Annotated in this window: 21 protein-coding genes and 2 pseudogenes; 15 read left to right on the forward strand and 8 right to left on the reverse strand. The window is 71.2% G+C overall.

The window, feature by feature from the left end:
* Positions 1-361: 361 nt before the first annotated feature.
* Positions 362-1,501, reverse strand: coding sequence for a CdaR family transcriptional regulator (locus L615_RS13390; protein ID WP_186449861.1), 1,140 nt, complete (start codon positions 1,499-1,501; stop codon positions 362-364).
* A gap of 82 nt (positions 1,502-1,583) precedes the next feature.
* On the opposite strand from L615_RS13390, the gene L615_RS13395 reads away from it, so the two are divergent.
* Both L615_RS13395 and pruA read left to right on the forward strand, forming a co-directional pair.
* Positions 1,584-2,507 (forward strand): proline dehydrogenase family protein, encoded by a 924-nt coding sequence (locus tag L615_RS13395; protein ID WP_145725373.1) that lies wholly within the window; start codon positions 1,584-1,586, stop codon positions 2,505-2,507.
* A gap of 44 nt (positions 2,508-2,551) precedes the next feature.
* On the forward strand, positions 2,552-4,189 hold the full coding sequence (gene pruA / locus L615_RS13400) for an L-glutamate gamma-semialdehyde dehydrogenase (RefSeq protein WP_145725374.1): 1,638 nt from the start codon (positions 2,552-2,554) through the stop codon (positions 4,187-4,189).
* A 544-nt stretch (positions 4,190-4,733) separates the two neighbouring features.
* Here the strand turns inward: pruA and L615_RS13405 are convergent.
* The 3 genes from L615_RS13405 to L615_RS13415 form a co-directional block, all read right to left on the reverse strand.
* Positions 4,734-5,900 carry a glycoside hydrolase family 6 protein gene (locus L615_RS13405; protein ID WP_186449862.1) on the reverse strand — a complete coding sequence of 389 codons (1,167 nt, stop codon included), beginning with the start codon at positions 5,898-5,900 and terminating at the stop codon, positions 4,734-4,736.
* Positions 5,901-6,189: 289 nt separating this feature from the next.
* Positions 6,190-7,149 carry a 2-hydroxyacid dehydrogenase gene (locus tag L615_RS13410; protein ID WP_222430552.1) on the reverse strand — a complete coding sequence of 320 codons (960 nt, stop codon included), beginning with the start codon at positions 7,147-7,149 and terminating at the stop codon, positions 6,190-6,192.
* A gap of 46 nt (positions 7,150-7,195) precedes the next feature.
* Positions 7,196-8,530 (reverse strand): FAD-dependent oxidoreductase, encoded by a 1,335-nt coding sequence (locus L615_RS13415; protein ID WP_145725376.1) that lies wholly within the window; start codon positions 8,528-8,530, stop codon positions 7,196-7,198.
* A 76-nt stretch (positions 8,531-8,606) separates the two neighbouring features.
* Between L615_RS13415 and L615_RS13420 the strand changes: the two genes are divergently transcribed.
* On the forward strand, positions 8,607-9,527 hold the full coding sequence (locus L615_RS13420) for a LysR family transcriptional regulator (RefSeq protein ID WP_145725377.1): 921 nt from the start codon (positions 8,607-8,609) through the stop codon (positions 9,525-9,527).
* Between the two features lie 374 nt (positions 9,528-9,901).
* Here the strand turns inward: L615_RS13420 and L615_RS13425 are convergent.
* Positions 9,902-10,781 (reverse strand): annotated as a pseudogene (locus L615_RS13425) (phenylalanine 4-monooxygenase).
* 90 nt (positions 10,782-10,871) lie between these two features.
* On the opposite strand from L615_RS13425, the gene L615_RS13430 reads away from it, so the two are divergent.
* From L615_RS13430 to L615_RS13480, 11 genes are all read left to right on the forward strand, one after another.
* Positions 10,872-11,303 (forward strand): Lrp/AsnC family transcriptional regulator, encoded by a 432-nt coding sequence (locus L615_RS13430; RefSeq protein WP_261376686.1) that lies wholly within the window; start codon positions 10,872-10,874, stop codon positions 11,301-11,303.
* A gap of 111 nt (positions 11,304-11,414) precedes the next feature.
* Positions 11,415-12,239: an SDR family oxidoreductase gene (locus L615_RS13435; protein WP_145725379.1), complete on the forward strand. Its 825-nt coding sequence runs from the start codon at positions 11,415-11,417 to the stop codon at positions 12,237-12,239.
* A 10-nt stretch (positions 12,240-12,249) separates the two neighbouring features.
* On the forward strand, positions 12,250-13,035 hold the full coding sequence (locus L615_RS13440; RefSeq protein WP_145725380.1) for an SDR family oxidoreductase: 786 nt from the start codon (positions 12,250-12,252) through the stop codon (positions 13,033-13,035).
* 318 nt (positions 13,036-13,353) lie between these two features.
* The gene (locus tag L615_RS13445; protein ID WP_145725381.1) at positions 13,354-13,713 is read left to right on the forward strand and encodes a type II secretion system protein; all 360 of its coding nucleotides are present in this window, start codon (positions 13,354-13,356) and stop codon (positions 13,711-13,713) included.
* Between the two features lie 105 nt (positions 13,714-13,818).
* Entirely contained in the window at positions 13,819-14,925 is a 1,107-nt protein-coding gene (locus tag L615_RS13450; RefSeq protein ID WP_261376687.1) for a type IV pilus twitching motility protein PilT, read from the forward strand.
* A gap of 15 nt (positions 14,926-14,940) precedes the next feature.
* Positions 14,941-16,674, forward strand: a complete 1,734-nt coding sequence (locus tag L615_RS13455) for a GspE/PulE family protein (protein WP_145725382.1) — start codon at positions 14,941-14,943, stop codon at positions 16,672-16,674.
* Between the two features lies 1 nt (position 16,675).
* The gene (locus L615_RS13460) at positions 16,676-17,881 is read left to right on the forward strand and encodes a type II secretion system F family protein (RefSeq protein ID WP_145725383.1); all 1,206 of its coding nucleotides are present in this window, start codon (positions 16,676-16,678) and stop codon (positions 17,879-17,881) included.
* The gene (locus L615_RS13465; RefSeq protein ID WP_028656945.1) at positions 17,881-18,354 is read left to right on the forward strand and encodes a prepilin-type N-terminal cleavage/methylation domain-containing protein; all 474 of its coding nucleotides are present in this window, start codon (positions 17,881-17,883) and stop codon (positions 18,352-18,354) included. The genes L615_RS13460 and L615_RS13465 overlap by 1 nt, the downstream gene beginning before the upstream one ends.
* Positions 18,342-19,001 (forward strand): type II secretion system protein J, encoded by a 660-nt coding sequence (locus L615_RS13470; protein ID WP_036519013.1) that lies wholly within the window; start codon positions 18,342-18,344, stop codon positions 18,999-19,001. Before L615_RS13465 ends, L615_RS13470 begins: the two co-directional genes overlap by 13 nt.
* Positions 18,998-21,148 (forward strand): hypothetical protein, encoded by a 2,151-nt coding sequence (locus L615_RS13475; protein ID WP_145725384.1) that lies wholly within the window; start codon positions 18,998-19,000, stop codon positions 21,146-21,148. The genes L615_RS13470 and L615_RS13475 overlap by 4 nt, the downstream gene beginning before the upstream one ends.
* Before the next feature lie 53 nt (positions 21,149-21,201).
* Positions 21,202-21,945 carry an A24 family peptidase gene (locus L615_RS13480; protein ID WP_222430554.1) on the forward strand — a complete coding sequence of 248 codons (744 nt, stop codon included), beginning with the start codon at positions 21,202-21,204 and terminating at the stop codon, positions 21,943-21,945.
* A 1-nt stretch (position 21,946) separates the two neighbouring features.
* Here the strand turns inward: L615_RS13480 and L615_RS24245 are convergent, their stop codons facing one another.
* The 3 genes and pseudogenes from L615_RS24245 to L615_RS13490 form a co-directional block, all read right to left on the reverse strand.
* On the reverse strand, positions 21,947-22,522 hold the full coding sequence (locus L615_RS24245; RefSeq protein ID WP_261376688.1) for a hypothetical protein: 576 nt from the start codon (positions 22,520-22,522) through the stop codon (positions 21,947-21,949).
* Between the two features lie 193 nt (positions 22,523-22,715).
* Positions 22,716-23,474: pseudogene (locus L615_RS24745) on the reverse strand (serine/threonine-protein kinase); the annotation flags it as partial.
* Between the two features lie 65 nt (positions 23,475-23,539).
* A complete protein-coding gene (locus L615_RS13490; protein ID WP_036519015.1) occupies positions 23,540-23,746 on the reverse strand; it encodes a DUF6458 family protein in 207 nt (68 codons plus the stop codon).
* Positions 23,747-23,879: 133 nt separating this feature from the next.
* Here L615_RS13490 and L615_RS13495 point away from each other — a divergent pair, with 133 nt between their 5' ends.
* On the forward strand, positions 23,880-24,227 hold the full coding sequence (locus L615_RS13495; protein ID WP_145725387.1) for a GIY-YIG nuclease family protein: 348 nt from the start codon (positions 23,880-23,882) through the stop codon (positions 24,225-24,227).
* Positions 24,228-24,382: the final 155 nt, after the last annotated feature.

Consider the following 24,382-nt stretch of genomic DNA (forward strand, 5'->3'; position numbering starts at 1 on the left):
CCTGCGCGCCGGGCTGTGGTGGGCACAGTCCGCCCCGCAGGCCCGGTGGTTTCGAGGCTCCTCGCTGGCGCTCGTCGCACCTCAACCAACGGGAGCAACGCTCGGACCCACCTACGTCCGGCTTGCCGCCAGGCGGACCCAGCCATCTGCTGGAGGCAACTGCGCGCGCGGCAGCGCGGCGCCCGCGCCGAAGGCGCGTCGTGCGACGCCCGCGGGCCGAGCGMCAGCGAGGTCCGTGCGGCGAGCACGACAGGCGACGCGCTCGCGCAGAGGGCACAGCGAGGCTCCTCGCTGGCGCTCGTCGCACCTCAACCACCGGGAGCTTGGCCCGTCGCGCCGGGCTGTGGCGGTCGCAGTCGGCTCAGGTCAGGAACGGGGCGAGCTCGACGGCGAGGTGGAGGCGCAGGCGGTCCTGGCCGCGCGCGAGGTCGCAGCCGGTGGCCTGTTGCACCTGGGCGAGCCGGTGGTAGACGGTCTGGCGGTGCACGGCGAGGCGGTCCGCCGTACGTGACGCGCTGCCGGCCTCGTCCAGCCAGACCCGCAGCGTGGCGAGGACGTCGGGGCTGGCGGTGGCGAGGAAGCGGGCGACGGCGGGTTCGACGACGGCGGCGGCGAGGTCGTCGTCGCGGGCGACGCCGAGCAGGGCGAGCGGGCCGAGGGAGGCCCAGGTGACGACGCTGCCGGGCGGGCGGGTGCGCGCGACGCGCAGGCCGGTGCGGGCGCCGCGGAAGGTGGTGGCGAGGCTGTCGATGTCGGGTACGACGGGCCCGACGGCCGCGCGCGTGACGGAGTCGAGGTGGTCGAGCCGTCGCCCGATGCCCAGCGCCGTCAGCAGCTCGTCGGTCCCGGAGACCCCCTCCACCAGCCGGGCGCGGACGACCGCGGCGACGACGTCGCCGGTGCGCGCCCAGACCACGCCGGGGCGGGCCGGCCGGCTGGCGACCTGGTCGGCGAGCTCGGGGCGGTCGACGAGCACGCACGCCAGCGGCTCGTGCAGGTCGAGGCCGGCGGCGTCGGCGAGGTCGGCGGCGGACTCCCGCGCCGCGAGGCGTCCGCCCTCGACGAGCTCGCGGAAGAGTGCGTCGCGCCGGGCCTGGCGCCGCTCGGCGACCGACAGCAGGTGGGCAGCCGACTCGGCGATCCGTGCGGCCTCGGGCCAGGTGGCCGGGTCGATCCGCTCGTCGGGGTCGAGCAGCCAGAAGTACCCCTGCACCCGGCCCAGGTGCCGCGCCGGCACGCACAGCCGCGCCACGATGCCGAGCCCGGCGTCGCCCGGCGTCCGCAGCGGTCCCTCGGCCTCCTCGATGCCCTGGCCGCGGAACCACGCCCGCACGTCGTCGGTCGCGTGGCGCTGCAGGATCGAGCGCTGGCGCACGGTGTCGACGACGTCGTCGGCGCGGTGGTCGGAGAAGGCGATCAGCCGGAACTCCGCGTCCTCGAGCGTGCACGGGGCGTCGGTCAGGCGCGCCATCTGCTCGGCGAGGTCGTCCAGCGTCGTCACTGTGCAAATGTCGCACATCTACGGCCACAAGCCGTTACGGATGTCTGTTTGCCGTGGCCCGGGTCACTCGTAGCGTGGAAGCATGCTCAGCCAGACGCTCAACCGCGCATCGCGCAGCACGAAGGCCCGCCGCGCGGTGGAGTCGTTCCCGCTCACGCGCAAGGTCGTCGACCGGTTCGTGCCGGGCGAGACCACCGCCGACGCCATCGCCGCGACCCGGGAGCTGGTCGCCACGGGCCGCAGCGTCACCATCGACGTGCTGGGCGAGGACGTGCTCGACATCGCCGGCGCCCGGGCCACCCGCGACGCCTACCTCGACCTGCTCCGCGCCCTCGCCGACGCCGGTGTCGCCGAGGGCAGCGACGTGTCCCTCAAGCTGTCCGCCCTCGGCCAGGCCCTCCCCGACGGTACGACGGCCGCCACCGAGCACGCCGCCGAGATCTGCGACGCCGCCGGTGCCGTCGGCTGCACCGTCACCCTCGACATGGAGGACCACACCACGGTCGACTCCACGCTGGAGATCGGCGCCGACCTGCGCCAGCCGTACCCGTGGATCGGCAACGTGCTGCAGACCAACCTGCGTCGTACCCCCGGCGACATCGCGGCCCTCGAGGGCACCGGCGCCCGCATCCGCCTGGTCAAGGGCGCCTACCGCGAGCCGGAGTCCGTCGCGCTGCAGCGCAAGGCCGACGTGGACCGGGCCTACGAGGCCGCGGTCGACGCGCTGATGGCCTCCGACTGCTACCCGATGATCGCCACGCACGACCCGGCGATGCTCGACCGCGCCGTCGCGCAGGCGCGCGCCACCGGCCGCGGCGAGGACCGCTGGGAGGCGCAGATGCTCTTCGGCGTGCGCCCCGACCTGGAGCAGCGGATGGTCGACGCCGGCCACCGGATGCGGGTCTACCTGCCCTACGGCACCGACTGGTACGGCTACTTCATGCGCCGCCTCGCCGAGCGGCCCGCCAACGTCGGCTTCTTCCTGCGCGCCCTCATGCACCGCTGAACCCCCAGACAGCTGAACCGAACGAGTCGAACGGAAGGACTGACATGGACGCCATCACCGCCCCGCCGGCTCCCGTCAACGAGCCCAACCTCACCTACGCGCCCGGCAGCGCCGAGCGCGAGGCGCTGGCCGCCGAGATCGAGCGGCTCTCCTCGACCACCCACCAGCTCGACGCCCACATCGGCGGCGAGCGCGTCACCGGCGGGGGCGACGAGATCCAGGTCGTGCAGCCGCACGCGCACGCGAAGGTGCTCGGGGTGATGCGCAACAGCACCACCGACGACGCCAAGGCGGCCATCGACGCGGCCCGCGAGGCCGCCCCGGGCTGGCGCGACCTGCCCTTCGACGAGCGCGCGGCGGTGATCCTGCGCGCAGCTGAGCTGCTCGCCGGCCCGTGGCGCCAGCGGCTCAACGCCGCGACCGTGCTGGGGCAGTCGAAGACCGCGTTCCAGGCCGAGATCGACGCCGCCTGCGAGCTGATCGACTTCTGGCGCTACAACGTCCACTTCGCGCGGCAGGTGCTCGCCGAGCAGCCGATCGCCAACAGCCCGGGCATCTGGAACCGCACCGACCACCGCCCGCTCGAGGGCTTCGTCTACGCGATCACCCCGTTCAACTTCACCGCGATCGCCGGCAACCTGCCGACCGCGCCGGCGCTGATGGGCAACACCGTCCTCTGGAAGCCGTCGCCCACCCAGCAGCTCGCCGCCTCGCTGACGATGGAGCTGCTCGAGGAGGCCGGCCTGCCGCCGGGCGTGATCAACATGCTCCCCGGCGACGGGCTCCCGGTCTCCGAGGTCGCGCTCGCGCACCCCGACCTGGCCGGCATCCACTTCACCGGCTCGACCGCCACCTTCCAGAAGCTGTGGCAGGCCGTCGGCACCAACCTGACGTCGTACCGCACCTATCCGCGGCTGGTGGGGGAGACCGGCGGCAAGGACTTCGTCATCGCGCACCCGTCGGCCGACCCCGACGTGCTGCGAACGGCGCTGATCCGCGGCGCGTTCGAGTACAGCGGGCAGAAATGCTCCGCCGCCTCCCGCGCCTACGTGCCGGCGTCGCTGTGGTCGCGGATGGGTGACGACCTGGTGTCGGAGACCGACGCGCTCGCCGTCGGCGACCCGACGGACTTCTCGAACTTCACCGGCGCGGTCATCGACGCCCGCGCGTTCGCCAAGCACGAGGCGGCGATTCAGCGCGCCCACGAGGCGCCCGGCCTGCAGGTCGTCGCCGGCGGCMCCGTCGACGACTCGGTCGGGTACTTCGTCCGCCCGACGATCGTCGTCGCCGAGGACCCGGCCGACGAGATGTTCTCGACGGAGTACTTCGGCCCGATCCTCGTCGTCCACGTGTACGACGACAGCCGGTCCGGCGCGTTCGAGGAGGTCGTGACGCAGGCGGAGTCGGCGGCGCCGTACGCCCTGACCGGCTCGGTGCTCGCCACCGACCGCCGCGCCATCGACTGGGCCAGCAACCAGCTGCGCTTCGCCGCGGGCAACTTCTACGTCAACGACAAGCCCACCGGCGCCGTCGTCGGTCAGCAGCCCTTCGGCGGCGGCCGCGCCTCCGGCACCAACGACAAGGCCGGCTCCGCCCTCAACCTGCTGCGCTGGACCTCCCCGCGCTCGATCAAGGAGACCCTGGTCCCCCCCACCGACCACCGCTACCCCCACATGGGCTGACCCCTGCCCCACCACCGCGAGGTGTGGGTTGTGGCTGCGCGAGGTGTGGGTTGTGGCTGCGCGAGGTGCGCCGTACGGCGGCGGGGAATCGAACCCCGCAGCTCCGGAGCAGCAGGGCCACTGGTTTCGAGGCTCGGCGCTGGGGCGCCTCGCACCTCAACCAGCGGCGGTCGGTCGGCGCTGCGTGCTTCCGGTGGTTGAGGTGCGACGAGCGCCAGCGAGGAGCCTCGAAACCTCCGGGCCTTCCTGGCGGGCTGTGGTGGGCACAGTGGGGCGCAGCGGGGCCACTGGTTTCGAGGGTCGGCGCTGGGGCGCCTCGCACCTCAACCAGCGGCGGCGGCGACGACATGCGGGCAGTGACGACATTGCGGCCCGCTCCGCACCGCCCCCCAGCCGTCGGAGCGGGCCGCAAAGTCTTCTCCCTCGGGCGCCCTCCGCGCCCCGGTGCGCCGAACCGGAGCCCGGCGCGGTCGTCGCGGTACCCCAGCCTGCGTCGTCTGATCCCTCCCTGGCGCCCATCGGATGTGATGGGCGCCGGGGAGGTCTACTTGTTGAAGCGGGTGTACGTCGCCATCCGCAGCATGCGGCCCTTGGTCTTGCTGTCGTTGCCGCCCTGCTGCATCCAGCGCCAGCCACGGCCGAACCAGAGGTAGCCGTCGACGTACGTGCGGGCCTCGCGGCGCAGCTTCGGCTTGCCCTTGCCGAGGCCGAGCTTCGCGGCCTCCGGGCCGAGCGGGTTGCTGGTCGGCCGGTGGCCGATGGTCTGGCAGACCTTCTCAGTGCGCGAGCGGCAGGTCGGGGTGTTGTCGAACTGGTAGAACTCGTTGCCGGTGGCGCGGTAGCGCGGCCCCCAGCGCTTGTTCCACTGCTGCCAGGTGAACGGCGTGCCGTTGTCGGCGGTGTCGATGATCGCGCGCTTGCCGCGGTAGCCGGCGCGGGCCAGGGCCTTCGAGAGCTTCGCGGCGAAGGCGACGTTGTCGGCGACGGAGTCGTAGTGCGTGGCGCCGAGCGCGAAGCCGCGGACGTGCTTGATGCCGCTGCCCTTGAGCAGCTTGACCGCCTCGTCGACGTACAACCAGTCGGCGGAGCCGGCGTCGATGTAGATGGTCTCGTTGCGCAGCGTGGTGGAGAGGTACTTCGCCGCCCACGCCGTCATCTTCTTGCGCAGCCGCGGCGACGGGTCGGGCATGGTGCGGCCGTCGGCGCCGTGGTTGGCGGAGATCGCGAGGTCGGGCTCGAGCACGATCACGACGCGCGCGTCGCCGATGCCGGCCGCGATCTTGCGGATCCACGACTGGTAGCGGGTCATCGACCACGACATCTTCGGCCGCTTGCCGCGCACGACCTCGCCGTCGGGCCAGAGCCCGAAGATCGCCAGCTGCGCGACGGCGTCCGGGTCGTGGCGCTGCACGTCGGCGATGTACGACGACACGATCCTCCGCGCGTCGCTGACGTTGCACGCCTTGCAGTTCGCGAACCAGCGCACCCGAGGCGTCAGCGCGATCCAGCCCAGCCGCCTCTTGCGGGTGGCGTCACGCTCGCCGAGGTAGTTCAGCAGCTCCGGGTTCGCCTTGGTCGCGATCGTCGAGTGCGGCCAGGAGCGTCCGTCCCGCAGCGGGTTCGACGGGTTGAGCGGGTCGGCGCCCGCCGGCTGCGCGGCGAGCCCGAGCAGCACGGCGAGGGCGAGGAGGGCGGGGAGGAAGCGGCGCATCCTCCTCCCGTCGGCACGGCGGGCCGCCACCTGAGGCCTCACTGCTTGACCGCCCGCGCCGGGCTCGTGGCCGCGACGCTCGGGAGCAGGACCAGGCATGTGTACCTCCAGCGTCGTTCCCGAGACGCGGTTGCTTCAGGTCCGTATTAAGTCGGACGACGGCAGTCCTGTCCCCGGGTCTTGCCAAAGGCTCCGTAAAATCTCGGGCCCGGGTGGCCACGCCTCACACCTCGTGCCGCAAACCTTCGCACCTCGCGGTGCGAACCCTCACACCTCGCGGTCGAGAGCGTCACACCTCGTCGGCCATCTCGGGGACGGGGGTGCGGAGGCGGCCGGTGCTCCACCACAGGGCGAGGTTGTCGAGGGTGAGGTCGGCCATGGCGTTGCGGGTGGGGACGGTGGCGGAGGCGACGTGGGGGAGCAGGACGACGTTGGCGACGGCGCGCAGCTCCTCGGGGACGTGCGGCTCGGTGGCGAAGACGTCGAGGCCGGCGGCCCCGAGGCGGCCGTCCTGCAGCGCTGCGACCAGGGCTGGCTCGTCGACGACGGAGCCGCGGGCGACGTTGACCAGCACGCCGTCGGGGCCGAGGGCGTCGAGCACCTCGCGGTCGACCAGGGCGGCGGTCGAGGCGCCGCCGGGCACGATCACCACGAGGTTGTCGACACCGGCGGCGAGCTCGGTGGCGGAGGCGGCGTAGCGGTACGGGACGCCGGGCACCTCGCGGCGGTTGTGGTAGGCCACCTCGCAGCCCATCGCGTCCACGAGCGCGGCGAAGCGGCGCCCGATCCGGCCCAGGCCGAGGATGCCGACGCGGCTGCCGGCGACCTGGCCGGTCAGCGGGAAGCCCTCCTGCGACCAGCGCCCCGCACGCACGAAGGAGTCCGCCTCGACGAACCGGCGCCGGGTCGCGATGAGCAGCCCGAGCGTGGTCTCCGCGACGGCGTCGTCGAGCACCCCCGGCGTGTGGCTGACCAGCACCCCGTGCGCGAGGCAGGCGTCGACGTCGACGTTCTCGTAGCCGACCCCGTGGTTGACGACGACCTGCAGCCGCGGCAGCGCCGCGACGAGGTCGGCGTCGACCAGGCCGTTGCCGGTGCACGCGATCGCGACGACCCGGTCCGCGTGCTCGGCGAGGAAGGCGTCGCGGCCCTCGTCGGGCAGGTCGAGGACGTCGTACGACGCCTCGAGGCCCTCGTTCATCCGCTTGCTCAGTCGGGGGATCCGCAGGACGGCACCGGTGCGTGTCACGGCACCAACCTACGAGCCACCCCCACCGGGCGGGCAGGGCGAGCAGTCAGCCGCGGCCGGCGGCCAGCATCTCCTCGCGCGTCGCGACCTTGACCCGCGCGCGGCCCTCGGCCTCGCCCAGGGCGACCTCGTGCGCGTCGAGCAGCTCCCACGAGGTGTGGGTGGCGACCTCGACGTCGCGCCCGGCGAGGTAGGCGTCGACATCCTCGGGGCGCCGCGCGGTCGCGGTGGGCGTGGTCTCGGCGAGCAGGTGGCCGACGGTCTCGGCGGCGTCGGACTTGGTGTGCCCGATGAGGCCGACCGGGCCGCGCTTGATCCAGCCGGTGACGTAGGTGCCAGGGATCGGCTGGCCGTCCAGGTCGAGCACCCGGCCGCCGTCGTTGGGGATGACCGCGGCGCGCTCGTCGAAGGGCAGGCCCGGCAGCGCGCTGCTGCGGTAGCCGATCGCGCGGTAGACCTGCTGCACGTCCCAGTCGGTCACCTCGCCGGTGCCCTCGACGTTGCCGTCGGCGTTCGGCGAATGGGTGCGCTCGGTGCGCAGCGTGGTGACCTTGCCGTCGGCGTCGGTGACGATCTCGACGGGCGCCTCGGCGAAGTGCAGGTGGATGCGGTGCGGCTTGCCGACCGGGTCCGCGCCGACCCAGCTGGTCAGCGTGTTGAGCACCATCTTCTGCGACTTGTGCTGCGCGATGTGCTCCATGCCGTGCGCGTCCACGTCGAAGCCCTCGGGGTGCACGACGACCTCGACGTTGGGTGAGTGGTTGAGCTCGCGCAGCTCGAGCGGGGAGAACTTCGCGTACGCCGGGCCGCGGCGCGCGAAGACGTGCACGTCGGTGATCGTCTTGGCCTTGAGGCCCGCGTGGACGTGCGCGGGGATGTCGGTCACGAGCATCTCGTCGCCGGTCTTGGCGAGCACCCGCGCGACGTCGAGGGCGACGTTGCCGACGCCGATCACCGCGACGCTGCTCGCGTCCAGCGGCCAGTCCTGCGGCACGTCGGGGTGGGCGTCGTACCAGCTGACGAAGTCGGCGGCGCCGTACGACGCCTCCTCGCCCGGGATGCCCAGGTCGCGGTCGGCCATGGCGCCGGTCGCCACCACCACCGCGTCGTAGAACTCGCGCAGGTCCTCGAGCTTCACGTCGACGCCGTACTCCACGTTGCCGAGGAAGCGGACCTCCGGCTTGGCGAGCACCCGCTGGAGCGCCTTGATGATCTCCTTGATCCGTGGGTGGTCGGGCGCGACGCCGTAGCGCACCAGGCCGAAGGGGGCGGGGAGCCGCTCGATGATGTCGACCGAGACCGGGGTCTCGGACCTGGTGAGGATGTCCGCGGCGTAGATGCCGGCCGGGCCACCGCCCACGATCGCAACGCGAAGAGTCATGTCACCGAGTCTGCGGGGCCGCGCCGCGCGGTGGAACGAGGTCGTGGTTGGGTGCTCACAAGGTAGGCTTGTGACCATGTTGGGGCCGCACGTCCCGGAGCTCCGGGCGCTGGAGCTGCTCGTCGTCGTCTCCCGGACCCGGAGCCTGGGTGCGGCGGCGGCCGAGCTCGGCATCACCCAGCAGGCCGCGTCGTCGCGGGTGCGGACGATGGAGGCGCTCGTCGGCGAGCCGCTGGTGACCCGCAGCAAGCGCGGCTCCGAGCTCACCCCGACCGGTGAGCTGGTCGTGCAGTGGGCCGACCGGGTGCTCGACGCCGCGCAGGAGCTGGACGCCGGCATCTCCGCGTTGCGCGCCGACCGCCGCGGCCACCTCGACATCGCTGCGAGCCTCACGATCGCCGAGCACATGCTGCCCGGGTGGCTGGTCGGCCTGCGCACCGAGCAGGTCAAGCGCGGCCAGCAGCCGACCGAGATCACGATGACCGCCACCAACACCGCCCGCGTGGTGGAGATGGTGGGTGCCGGTGACGTGACCCTCGGCTTCGTCGAGGGGCCCGACGCGCCGCGCGGCCTGCGCCACCGCCTCGTGGGCACCGACGAGCTGCTCGTCGTGGTCGGGCCGACCCACCCGTGGGCGCAGCGCTCGCGCCGGCGGGTCAGCGCCACGACGCTCGCCGCGACCCCGCTGGTGGTGCGGGAGGTCGGGTCCGGCACCCGCACCGTCCTCGAGCGGGCGCTGGCCGACCTGCCGATGGCCGCGCCCGTCCTCGAGCTGTCCAGCACCGCGTCGGTCCGGGCGGCCGTGGCGGCGGGAGCTGGTCCGGCGGCGGTCGGCGCCCACGCCGTGCGCGACGACCTGGCGACCGGCCGCCTGGTCCAGGTCACGGTGACCGGCCTCGACCTCACCCGCCGCCTGCACGCGGTGTGGAAGGGCGGGCCGACCCCGCCGGAGGGCCCGGCGCGCGAGCTCGTCGCGTGGGCCGCCCGCCGCCACTGAGCCGCGGGTCAGCGGGACAGCGAGTCAGCGGGGCAGTGGGTCAGCGGATCCGAGGACACCGCCGGACCTTGCCGTCGCCGGGCGCCGGACGTCTACTGGACGGTGCGCCGGGGACCGGGCCGGCGCGGCAGCGGGGAGGGAATCAGCCCGGTAGCAGCAGTCACGGATCCGCTCGAACCGCCAGCCGGGACGAGCGGGTGGTGGCGGCGTTCGTGCCCGACGGACCTGCGGTGGGGCCGCTTGCTGCGGGCCGGGTTCGTCAGGCACGACCGCGCCGTGACGGACCGGCGCGCCCGGGTGGGATGCGGGCGTGCCGGCCCGGGGCCGGGAGCCCCGACCGGGTGTGGCCGCCGGGCGTGTCCTCAGGTGTGGCCTCAGGTGTGGGCCGGGTGGCGGGCCTGGAGCTCGGCGATCGAGTCGTCGGTGCAGTCGGCCCAGAAGGAGCCGACGACGTCCTCGATCTGCGCGAACGACTCCGCGACGTAGAGCACGTCCTGGTAGTCGGTGATGTCGTAGATCTGGCTGCCCATCTCGCCGATGTCGAGGGGGCGGATGTTCATCCCGCGGAAGGCCTCGATCTCGCCGGGGGAGGACAGGATGCCGGCGCCGTACGCCTTGAGCTCCCCGGCCTCCCACAGCACGCCGAACTCGAGGGTGAACCAGAAGACCTTGCTGACGAACTCCAGCGCGTCCGTGCTCTGCACGCGCCGCGAGGCCTGGCCGGCGAGCTCGTAGAGCGCGGTGAAGCGCGGGTTGGCGAGGGTGTTGCCGTGGCCGACGACCTCGTGCAGCACGTCGGGCTCGGGGGTGTAGAGCGGCACCGAGTGGTGGCGGACGTACTGCGTCGACCAGAACGCCTTGTCGGCGAGGGTGCCGTAGAACTCGCGCAGCGGCACCAGGCCGGCGGCGGGCTGGNGGCTTGAGCCACTCGGTGACCTCGGAGAGCTGCGGGATGTGGTCGATGGGCAGGCCGAGCGACTCCTTGCCGTCGAGGAACTCGCGGCAGGCGTACTTGCGGTGCTTGGTCACCAGCGCCTCGCTCACCACGCGCCACACCTGGTGCTCGTCGTCGGTGTAGGGGGCGTACGGCGGGGGCGTGCCCGGCTTCCAGTTGTTGGCGAGGGTCGCGAGCGCGTCGCGACGGGCGCGGTAGGCCGGGTCGGCGAAGCCCGGGTGGTCGGCCCCGAGGTGGACCTTGAGCGAGCCGTCCTCGTCGGTGGTGACGGGCGCGAAGTACTGAGCTTCCTCGAACATGGCTGCAGTGTGTGACGCGGGCCACGAGATCGCCAGTGTGCCGAGATGAATGGTCGCGCCCGCCCGGCCCGCCGTGGCAACATGTCTCGCATGGACGCCGTCGACACCGCGATTCTGGACGTCTTGCGCGCCGACTCCCGGACGTCGATCCGCGACGTCGCCGCGCAGGTCGGGATCAGCCGCGCCAACGCGTACGCACGGGTCAAGCGGATGGTCGACACCAAGGTGATCCGGTCGTTCACGATCGACGTCGACCCGGTCGCGCTGGGGCTCGGCCTGTCGGCGTACGTCCACGTCCGGACCAAGCAGAACTCCTGGAAGTCCTTCCGCAAGAAGGTGTGGCAGCTCGAGGAGGCGGCGCACGTCGCGTTGGTCACCGGCGACTTCGACTGCGTGATCCTCGTCCGCGCCCGCGACGCCGACCACCTGCGTGAGCTGGTGCTGGAGCGGATCCAGTCGCTGCCCGAGGTGATCGCCACCCAGACCGTGCTGGTCTTCGAGGAGCACGTCGGCCAGACCTGAGTCGGGCCTGATGACGTTTTCTCGCGGTTGTTGGCCGTTGCAAACGTCAACAACCGCGGGAATCCCCGGCCAGGCGGGGATTCCTGCAACCCGAAACGATAACCTGTTCTAGTGCAGAGACTCGAAGGACGCGTCGCGGTCATCACCGGCGCGGGCAGTGGCATCGGCCGGGTGACGGCGCAGCGGCTGGCGCGGCGGGGGTGCGACCTGGCGCTGGTGGACCTCAGGCCGGACGGGCTGGAGGAGACCGCGCGGCTGGTCGAGGCGGAGGGGCGACGCGCGACGACACACCTCGCGGACGTGTCCGACGCGGAGCGGATGGCCGAGCTGCCCGACGAGGTGCGCGAGCACCACGACGTCGTCCACGTCCTCGTCAACAACGCCGGCATCACCTCGGTGGGCGCCTTCGCCGAGGAGCGGCTGGAGGACATGCGGCTGCTGGTCGACGTCAACGTGTGGGGCGTCGTGCACGGGTGCCGGGCGTTCCTGCCGGTGCTGAAGCAGCAGGACGAGGCGCACATCGTCAACGTCTCCAGCATGGCCGGGCTGATGGGCCTGCCGCACACGGCGACCTACGCACTGACCAAGGGTGCGGTGAAGGCGTTCTCCGAGGCGCTGCGCGGCGAGCTGGCCGGCACGTCGGTGGGCGTCTCCGTCGTCTTCCCCGGCACCCACCGCACCGGCATCGCCGCCGGCGCCCGCGGCGCGGACGGCGCCCGGGTCGCGAAGGTGTCCCAGGGACCGCTGGCGGTGCTGATGCCGCCGCCGTCGTTCGTGGCGCGGCGGATCGTCAAGGCGATCGCGAAGGACCAGCCGCGCGCGGTCGTCGGCCCGGACGCCCGGGTCATCGACCTCGCCTCGCGGGTCGCTCCGGGCCGGACCCGGCTGATCGGCCGCGTCACCGGCAGGCTGTCGTCCCACGGAGCCGACGGGTAGGACCAGGGCAGTGGCGCACCGGCGGGCGTTCGTCTTCGGTGGCTCGGAGGGCATCGGGCTCGCCGTCGCCGAGCGCCTCGCCGCCGACGGCACCGAGGTCGTCGTGCTGTCGCGCTCGCAGGACAGGCTGGACGCCGCCCTGGCCCGGCTGGGCGCCGGCGCGCGCGCCCGGCGGGTCGACGTCACCGACGCCGACGCCGTCGGGCAGGTCGTCGACGCGCTGGTCGGGGAGGTCGGCGTGCCCGACCTGGTCGTCACCACCGCCGGCTACGCCCGGCCCGGCTGGCTGGACGAGCTGCCGGCCGCGGACGTCACCGGCATGGTGGCGACGAACCTGCTCGGCACGATCCACGTCGCACGGGCGGTGCTGCCGCACCTGCGCGCCGCCGGCGGCGGGACGATCGTGACCACCTCCTCGATAGCCGGACTCACCGGCCTCTTCGGCTACACCGTCTACAGCGCCACCAAGGCCGGGGTCGTCGGGTTCTCCGAGGCGCTGCGCCGCGAGGCGAGGCCGTACGGCGTGCGCGTGCTCGTGCTCTGCCCGCCCAACACGCTCACGCCCGGCTTCGAGGAGGAGAACCGCCACAAGCCGGCCGAGGTGCTCGCCGCCGAGGAGAGCGTGCGGACCTTGACGCCGGAGCAGGTCGCCGACGCGCTGGTGGCCGCCTTGCGCCGGCGGCGCGGCTTCCTGGTCGTCCCGGGCCGCGACAGCCGGCTGGCCGCGCTGACGATCCGGCACCTGCCGGCGGTCGTCGACCGCGCCCTGCGCCGACCGGCTGATCAGATCCGGTAACGACGTGCCGGAAGCCCGTAGATGGGGGCGTTCCGGCGGTCAAACCCCCGCCGAGACGGGATCTGCGGGACCTTGGTCCCGGGTGTGGTCTGCGGGGACGGGCGGCGCGGAAGTATGGGTGAAGGAAGGTTCTCACCGCAGCCGAACCATCGGATCCGATAGTGCAAGGGCGCACCATATCCGGGTTCATCGTGGAAGAAAAGTAAAGAAATCCGGAACTGCCAGACGGCTCGGCGCAGGGCGGCGTTTGATCGTCGTCGTGGCCTCGGGGCCCCAACCTCTCTCCTGTTGAACTCTCTCCCTTGAAGGGGTACTGGCATGCGCCGAACCATCGACCGCCTCCAGGCGGCCCGCCGCGGGGACCGCGGCTTCACGCTCATCGAGCTCCTGATCGTCATCGTCATCCTCGGCATCCTGGCCGCGGTCGTCGTCTTCTCCGTCCGTGGCATTACGGACCGGGGTGACGTCTCCGCTTGCAAGTCGAACGTCAAGACCGCTGAGGTCGCCGTCGAGGCCTACTACGCCAAGGAAGGCTCCAACCCGGCCGACCTCGCGACTCTCGTGGACGACTACCTGAAGTCGGACCCGAGCGCGAACACGGTCGACGAGAAGCAGCGCGTCGCCTACGACAACACCACCGGTGCTGTCACGCCGGTGACGGCGAACTGCGGCGAGTGACGGCGAGCTGAATCTCCCATGCGAGCTATGAGGGGCCGTCGCCTAGGCGGCGGCCCTTCACGGCTGCCTGACGATTAGTGCTGTTCCACTTCCAGAGGGGCCATCGTGTACCACCACCTCCACCGCATCGGTGACCGCATCGACCAGCTGCTCGCCGCGCTGTGGGAGGTGCGGGGCACAGACCTCATGCTCACCGTCGGCCTCCCGCCGATGATCCGGGTCGACGGCACCCTGCGCCCCGTCCCCGGCCAGGCGCCGCTCGGCGTCGACGACACCAACTCACTGCTCGCCGAGGTGCTCACCCCCGAGCAGGCCGCCGCGTGGGACACCCGGCACGAGTACGACTTCTCCTTCTCCTGGCGCGAGCACGCCCGGATCCGCGGCAACGCGTTCACCCAGCGCGGGCTGACCGCCGTCGCGCTGCGGATGATCCCGCGCTCGGTGCCGACGGTCGACGAGCTCGGCCTGCCGCCGGCTCTGCGTGACCTCTCGATGCGCCACCAGGGCCTGATCCTGATGACCGGGCCGACCGGGTCCGGCAAGTCGACCACCCTGGCCTCGCTCATCGACCTGATCAACACCAACCGCGGCTGCCACATCATCACCGTCGAGGACCCGATCGAGTACGTCCACGACCACAAGATGGCGGCCGTCAACCAGCGCGAGGTCGGCACCGACACGGCCACCTTCAACGACGCGCTGCGCTCCGTGCTCCGCGAGGACCCCGACGTGCTGCTGGTCGGCGAGATGCGCGACCTGGAGTCCATCCAGTTCGCCCTCACCGTCGCCGAGACCGGCCACCTCGTCTTCGCGACGCTGCACACCAACGACACCGCGCAATCCTTGGGCCGGATGATCGACGTCTTCCCGGCCGAGCAGCAGGCCCAGATCCGAGTCCAGCTCGCCGCCGCGCTCAGCTGCGTGGTCTACCAGCGGCTCGTCCCGATGATCGGCGGCGGGATGACCGCGGCCTACGAGGTGCTCGTCGCCACGCCTGCGGTGCGCAACCTGATCAAGGAGGGCAAGACCCACCAGCTGCGCAACTCGCTGGTCACCGGCGCCCAGGACGGGATGATCACCCTCGAGCAGTCGCTCTCCCGGCTGATCCAGGAGGGCGTCGTCAGCGAGGAGGAGGCCGTCGCACGCAGCCTCTATCCCAAGGACATCGAGGCCCGCCCGCGGTACACCACCGCGGCCTACAACGGACGCTGAGGACTGGGACTCGGAATGAGGCTCAAGGGACGTCACGCCAGGACCGAGGCTCCGGCCGCCGCGCCGCGGACAGACGAGGACGATGAGCAGCTCGGCCGGATCCTGGTGAAGGCCGGTCTGGTCCAGCCCTACCAGCTGGACGCGGTGCGGGAGCAGGACGGCCCGCTGGCGCAGAAGCTGATCTCGTCCGGCGCGGTCAGCGACGACGCGCTGGCGCGGACTCTCGCCGAGCACCACGGCGTGCCGCTCGCCGACTTCCGCACGCTGACTCCCTCGGAGGATGCGGTTGCTCTGCTCACTCGCGAGCAGGCGACGACCCTGCAGGTGCTTCCGGTCGCAGTCGACGACGAGGCGGTGACGGTCGCCGTGCTGGACCCGGCGCCAGAGCGGGTGTCCGCGGTCGCGGCCGTCCTCGAGCGGCCGGTCCGGGCGGCTGTGGTGACCGCCCGCGACCTGGAGCGGGGCCTGGCCACGTCCTACCGCGCGACCCGGGAGGTCAGCGGACAGATCCAGGCCTTCGAGGCGAAGGACGCCCTGCGCAAGGACGCCTCCGAGCTCGACGACGTCAGCGTCAACGAGAACGCACCCGTGGTCCGGGTGGTGCAGTCGATCATCACCCAGGCCCTGCGCGACCGCGCCTCCGACATCCACGTCGAGCCGACGGGGGAGCGGGTGCGGGTGCGCTACCGCATCGACGGTGCACTCACCGAGGTGCTCGACCTGCCGGCCTCGATCGGCCCGGCGATCGTGTCGCGCGTGAAAATCCTCGGCGGGATGAACATCGTCGAGCGGCGCCGGCCGCAGGACGGCCAGATCTCGATGGAGGTCGACGGCCGTGAGGTCGACATCCGGGTCTCGACCACCGCCGTCGTGGGCGGGGAGAAGGTCGTGATGCGGGTGCTCGACAAGAGCCGCCCGCTCTTCAAGCTCGAGCAGCTCGGCATGCCTGCGGACACGGCCGAGCGCTACTCCCAGCTGATCCACAACCCGTTCGGCATGGTGATCTGCGCCGGCCCGACCGGCGGTGGCAAGACCACGACGCTCTACGCCTCGCTCGGCGAGCTCAACAGTCCCGAGAAGAACCTGATGACGATCGAGGACCCGGTGGAATACACCTTCGACTCGATCAACCAGATCCAGATCAACGAGGCAGCCGGCATCACCTTCGCCGGCGGGCTCAAGTCCATCCTCCGCCAGGACCCGGACGTGATCCTGGTCGGCGAGATCCGTGACGTCGACACCGCGCGGATCGCGGTCCAGTCGGCGCTGACGGGCCACTTCGTGCTGTCGTCGCTGCACGCGACCGAGGCCGTCTCCGCGCTCTACCGCCTGCTCGACATGGGCATCGAGGCCTTCCTCATCGCCTCGTCCGTCACCGCAGTGGTTGCGCAGCGCCTGGTGCGGCGCAGCTGCACGTCCTGCCTCGAGCCCTACCAGCCGACGCCGGACGAGCTCGCCTTCCTCCGCCAGTTCGGCGGCGAGGAGCCGGCCGGCGGGTTCAGGCACGGCACGGGTTGCCACTTCTGCGCGCACACCGGCTACCTCGAGCGGATCGGGGTCTACGAGATGCTCGTGGTCACCGACGAGGTGCGGGAGCTGATCGTCGACCGCGCGCCGCACGACCAGATGCGCAAGCTCGCCCGCAGCCAGGGCATGCGCACCCTGCAGGAGCAGGCCGCCCAGCTGGTCAGCCAGGGCACGACCACGGCTGCCGAGGTCATGCGTTCCATCTACGTGGCAGGAGTCTGAGATGCCCAAGTTCGCCTACGTCGGTGTCGACCTCAGCGGCCAGAGCGTCAAGGGGACCACCAAGGCTGCCAGCCGCGGTGACGCGGAGGTCGCCCTCTACGAGCGGGAGCTGCGCGACCTTCGGGTGCACGAGAAGAAGAGCATCCTGCAGTACGAGATCTCCGGCCCGCGGATCAAGCGCGAGCACGTCATGCACCTCTCCCGGCAGATCGCCGCCTTCCTCCGGGCCGGCCTGCCGATCCTGGACGCGGTGCACTCGATCGGCGAGGAGAGCGAGAACTCCTCGGTGCGCCGGATGATGCACGACATCGAGGACGGCCTGCGCACCGGTGAACGTTTCTCCGACACCCTCGAGCGCTACCCCAAGGTGTTCCCAGAGTTCTACCGCGGCATCGTGCGCTCGGCCGAGCTGACCGGTGAGCTCGACACCGTGCTGTCCCGCCTTGCGGTCTACCTCGAGCGCGACCTCGAGGCGCGGCGCAAGATCAAGTCGGCCATGATGTATCCGATGGCGGTGGCCGGCATGTCGGTCGTCACGGTCCTCGTGCTGGCCATCTACGTGCTGCCGAAGTTCGAGGTGTTCTTCAACGACCTGGGCGCAGAGCTCCCTCTCCCGACTCGAATGCTACTCGGGTTCACCGACTTCCTGGGCAACTGGTGGTGGGCGCTGGCGGCCGGCTTCGCGACATGGGCGCTGCTGTTCGTCATCTCGCAGCGTTTCGAGCGAGGCAAGTACGCCTGGCACGCCTTCCTGCTGAAGGTCCCAGTGCTGGGGGAGGCCATCCAGTACGCGCTCGTCGAGCGCTTCTGCCGCGTGATGGCGTCCATGGTCAGCGCCGGCGTCAACCTGCCCGAGGCGATTCGCGTGGCCACCGACTCCCTGCGCAACCGGGTCTTCATCAAGCGGCTCAACGGGGTGACCGAGCAGATGCTGGAGGGCCAGGGTCTCGCGGGGCCGCTGGCCCGGACGGAGCTCTTCCCGGGCACCGCGACCTCGATGCTGCGCGTCGGCGAGGAGACCGGCTCGATGGACACCCAGCTCGAGGTGACCGCGGAGTACTACGAGGACGAGCTGGACTACAAGATCGCCAAGCTCACCTCGCTGTTCGAGCCGATCGTCATCATCGTCATGGGCGGCATCGTCGGGTTCGTCGCCATCGCCTTGGTGTCGGCGATGTACGGCATCTTCAACCAGGTGGACGTCTGATGGAGCCACGTCGACGGCGCCTCGATGACCAAGGGGTCACCCTGGTCGAGACACTGGTCGCCATCGTCATCCTCGGCATCGCGGCCGTGGCCGTCCTCGCCGGTTTCCAGATGGGCGTCACTGCCTCGGACATCCACCGCAAGCAGACGACCGGCGGTGCTTACGCACGCAGCTATGCCGAGGCGCTCCAGAAGCACCTGACCGAGACTCCGGCTGCGTGGGTGGCGTGCGCGGCGCCGCACACCTACGACGTTGAGGACCTGCCGGCCCCGCCACCTGACTGGCCTCCTGGCTACCAGGGCCTCCACACGCAGACCACGCCTCTGACCGCCTACGACGGGAACGGAGGATCCTGCGGCCCGAACACCGCTGTCCGCATCAAGCTCGAGGTGAGCAGCCCGGACAGTCGCGCGGTCGAGACCCTCGATCTCATCCTGCAGCGACCCTGTGGAGGTGACGCGTGCACGCCGTGATGAACGAACCAACGGAGGCGCGTGCGCGCAGCAGTCGGGGAGACGCCGGCTTCACCTTGATGGAGCTGGTCGTCACGGTGGCGATCATCGGCATCATCACGACGGCACTTTCTGGCGTGGTGATCGCGTTCTTCAAGAACACGGCCGAGACCCAGGCACGGCTGACTGAGTCGCACGACGTCCAGCTCGCCGCCGCCTACTGGCAACGAGACGTGGCCAGCATCGGAACCCGGGTCACGGAGCCCGAGGCGGACACGGGGCTGTACCCCATCGCCGACTGGGCTGATGCCGTCCCGTGCGGAAATGTGCCACTTGGATACACGCCCGTCGTCACTCTCAGGTGGGGCGAGTACCAGTCGCCGGACCCGGCGGTGCCAGCGAACGTCGTCCGCGTGACCTATGCGGGCAAGAGTCTCGGAGATGACCGCTTCGAGCTGGTCCGAGCTCGATGTGGCAGCTCGCCATCTGTGGTGCGCGTTGCCAACAACCTCAAGGCCCTTCCAGAAGTGCTGTGCGACGGCGGTGCGTGCGCGCCGGGTGACCCCGCGCCTCGGATCATCACCATGAAGCTTACGGCCTTCGACACCAGCGAACGACACAGCGGCCACTACACGGCGACGCTGACCGGCGAACGGAGACAGTCATGACGGCAGGCAACTGGCTGCGCGCCTACCGGCTTCGCCGGAGAACCCTCGGCGACTCCGGAACGGTACTGATCATCGCCTTGCTGATCACGACGGTGATCGCGGTGGTGGTCGGAGCCCTGCTGACGCGTGGGGAAGGGTCACTTCGCGCGAGCGTCCAGCTTCGCCAAGTCGCAGGGCAGACCTATGCGGCCGATGGGGCAGCCAACGTCGCCATCAACGCGCTGCGTACGGGCTACTCTCCCGGACCTGTTGAACTCGAGAACTGGGTCTACACGAATGGTCGCATCAAGAGCGACGAGACCCTCCCGTACGAAGGCTGCTTCGGGTGGGACGCGGCGGACGAGCCGATTGACGGAATCCTCCTGGCTGACATCTACCCGGCGTCGAAGTCCAGCGACCTCGCAGACACGAGCGCGTACGTGAGGTGCACACCTGAGTACGACACCGGTGACCGGGGACCTGTCGTTCCGATCAATAGCAGCAACAAGCCGGGCTATGCGATCGTCACGCTGGGCGGCAACGTTGCTGAAGTCACGGGCAAGGACCCTGGTCTTGTCGTCAAGGGTGGTATCTATGCCAACGGCAGTGTGACGGGCAAGGTCAATGTGATCGCCGGCGGCATCCGAGCAACGGGGAGCTGCAACGGCGCCCAGGTCGTCGCTTCCCCGAAGAACTGCAATTCGGGGCCGCCGATCCCCGACCCGAACTACAACCCGGAGATCGCCGCCGTTCCGGCCTGGGTGAAGCCGCCCACGGGATGCACTGACGACGTCGCTGTGTTCTCTCCCGGGTACTACGACAGCGCAAGCGAGCTGAACGCCGCTACCAACCTCTGCGGGACTCTCTGGTTCAAGCCAGGGAACTACTACTTCGACTTCCACAACGACGCATGCGCGAACGTCTGCCCGTCTTCCCTCTTCGGCAGCGGCGGCAACGTCTGGACCATCAACAACAAGAAGATCGTGGCCGGCACCCCGGAGGGTGGAGGAAACCTGCCGAGCAGTCCGACGATCCCCGGCGCCTGCGTGAACCCGATCGACAGCGTTGACGCTGTGGGCGTTCAGTTCGTCTTCGGCGGAAGCAGCCGAATGTATGTCGACCAGAACTCGGAGATCGAGTTCTGCGGCACCTACCACCCCGACCGGCCGCCCATCGTCTTCTACGGGCTCAAGACCGGAAGCACGCCGGCTCCAGCCTCAGCCAATGCTCTCGTTGCTACCACGATCGAGTCGCCCGGCGGGTTCACCAACGCCACCGCCGGCCGTGTCAATGCTGCCGATGGTGGACAGCCCGTCGACGCCTCGAAGGTTGCGACCTGGAACAACACGGGCTCGGGTGCGCAGACGACGACGCTCTCGCTCGGGGGGTTCACGCCGACTACCCCGGTGCCACCGGGAGCCATCGTCACCTCGGCGACCCTGCGGGTCACCCACGCGGACTCGGCCAACAATCCTTCGGCCCGGGTCGCGATCAAGGTCAACGGCGCTTCGACCTACACGACGCAGGTCAACCTGCCGACCCACACCGCCAACTCCACGGACGGTGGCGCGGCGGGTCTGGCGATCACGGGGGCCTCGCTCACGGACCTGCAGAAGCAGGTGCGCGAGTTTGGCTACTCCGGCGCGACGGTCGACTACGTCGCCGGAATGCGCAACGCCGGGACTGCGCACCTCGACGCCATCAGTCTTGACCTGACGTACTACGTACCGGTCCTTCGGGGCGAGGTGGGGACGTGCGTGGGGAACGGCACGTGCTGGCTCATCGACATGAAGCAGGGCAACGCGAAGAACCAGATCTATTTCCAGGGCACGACCTACGTCCCGCTCGCCGACGTGCGACTGCTCGTCGGAAACTTCAACACCGAGATCATGAGGTTCGGGCTCATTGCCAACCGCTTGGACATGGGTTTCTGGAACGGAAACTCCTCGCAGACCGAGCCGGTCATCGAGATTCCCGACAACTCCCCGGGCTTCGGCGTCAAGAGCACGGTTGTGCAGCTGGAGATCTTCGTCTGTCCCAACTCCGGCAGTTGCTCGGATTCGGGAACGCCAGCCCTGACCACCCGCGTGCAGCTCTGGGACCCGGACGGTAGTCCGACCAAGAACGAGCGATCGATCCGAAKCCTGAGCTGGAGCCACAACCGCTGACTGAGCAACAGTTCCTCGACCTCGCCGTCCCGGCGTTCGCGTTCGTCCTCGGGTTGGCCATCGGGTCGTTCCTCAACGTCGTCGCGCACCGGGTGCCGGCGGGGGAGTCCGTCGTGCACCCGCCGTCGGCGTGCCCGCGGTGCGGGCACGAGATCCGGAACCGGCACAACGTGCCGGTGCTCGGGTGGCTGGTGCTGCGGGGGAGGTGCTTCGACTGCGGGGAGCCGATCAGTGCGAGGTACCCGCTGGTCGAGCTGGGCACGGGCGTGGCGTTCGCGCTGGTGGCGCTGCGGCTCGGGGCCGACGAGCAGGGGCTGCGGCTGCTGCCGGCGTACCTCGCGTTCGCGGGCATCGGGATCGCGCTCGCGCTCATCGACCTCGACCACAAGCGGCTGCCGGACGTGATCGTGCTGCCGTCGTACCCGGTCCTGGCCGCGCTGCTGCTCCTCGGCTGGGACGGCGACGCGCTGCTGCGGGCGCTGATCGGCGGGGCGATCCTCTTCGTGTTCTTCTTCGTGGTGTGGTTCGCCGCGCCGGGCGGGATGGGGTTCGGCGACGTCAAGCTGGCCGGGGTCGTCGGGGCGATGACCGCCTACCTGACGTGGGGGACCTTCCTCGTCGGCGCGTTCATGGGCTTCCTGCTCGGCGCCGTGGCCGGCGTGCTGCTGATGGCCGGCGGGAAGGCCGGGCGCAAGACCGCCGTGCCGTTCGGGCCGTTCATGATCCTCGGCGCGTGGACGGCGATCCTGGGCGCGGGGGAGCTGGGGGACTACTACCTGGAGCTGATCGGCTTCTGAGTCACACGGCGGCGCGGACGTCGTCGATCGCGGCGCGGATCCGGGCGTCGGCGGCCGGGCTGACCTCACGGTCGCCGGGTCCCTTGCCCTTGTCCTTGCCCTTGTCCTTGCCGGGCCCCTTCCTCCCGCTGTCGCCGGCGGCCTCGTCCAGCTTCTTCACCATGTCGTCGAGTGCCTTGTCGACGTCCCGGGCGACCTTGTCGGCGGGCTCGTCGCCGCCCGCGAGCTCGCGCAGGTCCTCGACCTTCTTCGCCAGGTCGTCGGCGGTCTTCTCGTCGATGCCGCCGGAGCGGGCCTCGTCGTCGACGACCTCGTCCAGGGCGGCGACCGCGGCGGCCAGGTCGCTCGGCGCCGGCTCCTGCTCGGGGGACGTCGGGGTGGTCGGTGCTGGGTCGGTCGCTTCGTCCGTCCCGTCCGTCCGGTCCGTGGTGGCGGTCGGGCTGGCCGGGTCGGCGGCGGTGCCGGTCGGCTCGTCGTTGCCGAGGAGCGCGACGAGCAGGACGACCAGGAGCACGAGGGCGGCGAGGGCCGCGGCGCCGGCGATGAGCGCGACCGGCAGCCGGGCGGCGGTGAGCACGGCCGTCGACGCGACCTGCCCGGNCGTTGCCGAGGAGCGCGACGAGCAGGACGACCAGCCGGCGACCGGTGCCGGTGGTCGGGAGGACGGCGGTGCCCGGGACCTGCGGGCCGGCGGCGGTGAGCACGGCCGTCGACGCGACCTGCCCGGTGTCGCGGCCCAGCAGCGCGGCGAAGCCGACGGCGCGGCGGGCGGGGTCCTTCGCCAGCAGGTCGTCGACGATGGCGTCGAGCCGGGGCGGGACGTCGGGGCGGCGGTCCCGCACCCGCGGCGGCGCGTCGTCGAGGTGCTGGCGCAGCACGGCCACCGGGTGCTCGGCGGTGAACGGCGGCGACCCGGTCAGCAGCGTCATCAGGGTGCAGCCGAGCGCGTAGAGGTCGCTGGCCGGCGTCGCGGTGTCACCGCGGGCCTGCTCGGGGGAGAGGTATGGCGCGCTGCCGACCACCGTCCCGGTGGCGGTGATCTGGGTGGCGGTCGACTCGGCCACCCGGGCGATGCCGAAGTCGACGACCTTGACCCGGCCGTGTCGGTCGAGCACGAGGTTGCCGGGCTTGACGTCGCGGTGCACGACACCGACGCCGTGCACCGCCTCGAGGCCGGCTGCGGCCTGCGCGGTGAGGTCCTCCGCCCGCTCCGGGCTCAGCGGCCCCTCGCGGCGGACCAGCTCCGAGAGCGGGGGTCCGGGGAGCAGCTCCATGACGAGGTAGGCCCGCTGCCCGTCCGTGCCGGCGTCGTACACGGCGACGACGTGGGGGTGGTTGAGCGAGGCGGCCGCGCGGGCCTCCTGCTGGAAGCGGCGCGTCGCCGGGGCGTCACCGTCGGAGGCGTCGACGACCTTGACCGCGACGTCGCGGCCCAGGGACCGGTCCAATGCCTGCCAGACTTCGCCGTTGCCGCCGCGGCCGATCAGCCGCTGCAGCTCGTAGCGTCCGGCGAGGACGTCGGTGCCCATGACGCCATTGTCGCCGGACCCCGCTGCGGGGGCCCGGCGACCAGGTGGTGTGGCGTGCTGCTCGGTCAGCGGATCGGGCGGTCCTCGTGGACGACCCGGTCACGGCGCCACGGCGGCGCGAAGAGCAGCGACAGGACGATGGCGAGCACGCCGGCGATGATGAGGATCGTGCCGAGCGTCCCCTCGTCGACGTTGGGGATGTCTGCAGTGATCACGTCGAGGGCGAAGATCAGCCCGGCGACGAGAAGGATGATGCCCAGTCCGATGTACATGAACTCCCGGTGCCCGCTGGCCGCGATCCCAGACGTGCGCGGGGTGCAGCGGTGCGAGCGCCCGTCGAGACGGGTTGTCCACAGGCGCCGGGAGCGTGGGTTTCAGGGGCCCGTGCGAGCGGCAGGGACACCCATGCCCTGGACCTACATGCTGCGCTGCGACGACGGCAGCTACTACGTCGGCAGCACCTGGGACCTCGACGGCCGGGTCTGGCAGCACAACCACGACGACCAGCTCGGCGCCGCCTGCAACCGGGCGCGACGCCCGGTCGTGCTCGTGTGGAGCGTCTGGTACGACCGGATCAGCGACGCCTTCCACCTCGAGAAGCAGATCCAGGGCTGGAGCAGGAAGAAGCGCGAGGCCCTGATCCGCGGCGAGTACGACGCCCTCCCGAACCTGTCGCGCCGCAAGGCCGTCCAGGACCGTGACCCCGGCAACGACCCGGGCCCCAGTGGTGGAGTGGGCCGCCCCGGTGGTTGAGGTGCGACGAGCGCTAGCGAGGAGCCTCGAAACCTCCGGGCCTTGGTGGCGGGCTGTGGTGGGCACAGTTGGGTGCAGCATGGCCGGTGGTTTCGAGGCTCGGCGCTGGGGCGCCTCGCACCTCAACCACCGGCGGTGTGGCTGGGCCCGGTGGT

This window comes from Nocardioides sp. J9 (assembly GCF_007829375.1).
In the GTDB taxonomy this organism is placed as follows: Bacteria; Actinomycetota; Actinomycetes; order Propionibacteriales; family Nocardioidaceae; genus Nocardioides.

What these genes read in the sequence shown, in the direction of transcription:
- L615_RS13415 (WP_145725376.1), bottom strand. Translation starts at nt 8,530, where the DNA reads ATGACTCTTCGCGTTGCGATCGTGGGCGGTGGCCCGGCCGGCATCTAC.
- L615_RS13430 (WP_261376686.1), top strand. Translation starts at nt 10,872, where the DNA reads ATGGACGCCGTCGACACCGCGATTCTGGACGTCTTGCGCGCCGACTCC.
- L615_RS13445 (WP_145725381.1), top strand. Translation starts at nt 13,354, where the DNA reads ATGCGCCGAACCATCGACCGCCTCCAGGCGGCCCGCCGCGGGGACCGC.
- L615_RS13420 (WP_145725377.1), top strand. Translation starts at nt 8,607, where the DNA reads ATGTTGGGGCCGCACGTCCCGGAGCTCCGGGCGCTGGAGCTGCTCGTC.
- L615_RS13455 (WP_145725382.1), top strand. Translation starts at nt 14,941, where the DNA reads ATGAGGCTCAAGGGACGTCACGCCAGGACCGAGGCTCCGGCCGCCGCG.
- L615_RS13405 (WP_186449862.1), bottom strand. Translation starts at nt 5,900, where the DNA reads ATGCGCCGCTTCCTCCCCGCCCTCCTCGCCCTCGCCGTGCTGCTCGGG.
- L615_RS13490 (WP_036519015.1), bottom strand. Translation starts at nt 23,746, where the DNA reads ATGTACATCGGACTGGGCATCATCCTTCTCGTCGCCGGGCTGATCTTC.
- L615_RS13395 (WP_145725373.1), top strand. Translation starts at nt 1,584, where the DNA reads ATGCTCAGCCAGACGCTCAACCGCGCATCGCGCAGCACGAAGGCCCGC.
- L615_RS13460 (WP_145725383.1), top strand. Translation starts at nt 16,676, where the DNA reads ATGCCCAAGTTCGCCTACGTCGGTGTCGACCTCAGCGGCCAGAGCGTC.
- L615_RS13465 (WP_028656945.1), top strand. Translation starts at nt 17,881, where the DNA reads ATGGAGCCACGTCGACGGCGCCTCGATGACCAAGGGGTCACCCTGGTC.
- L615_RS13495 (WP_145725387.1), top strand. Translation starts at nt 23,880, where the DNA reads ATGCCCTGGACCTACATGCTGCGCTGCGACGACGGCAGCTACTACGTC.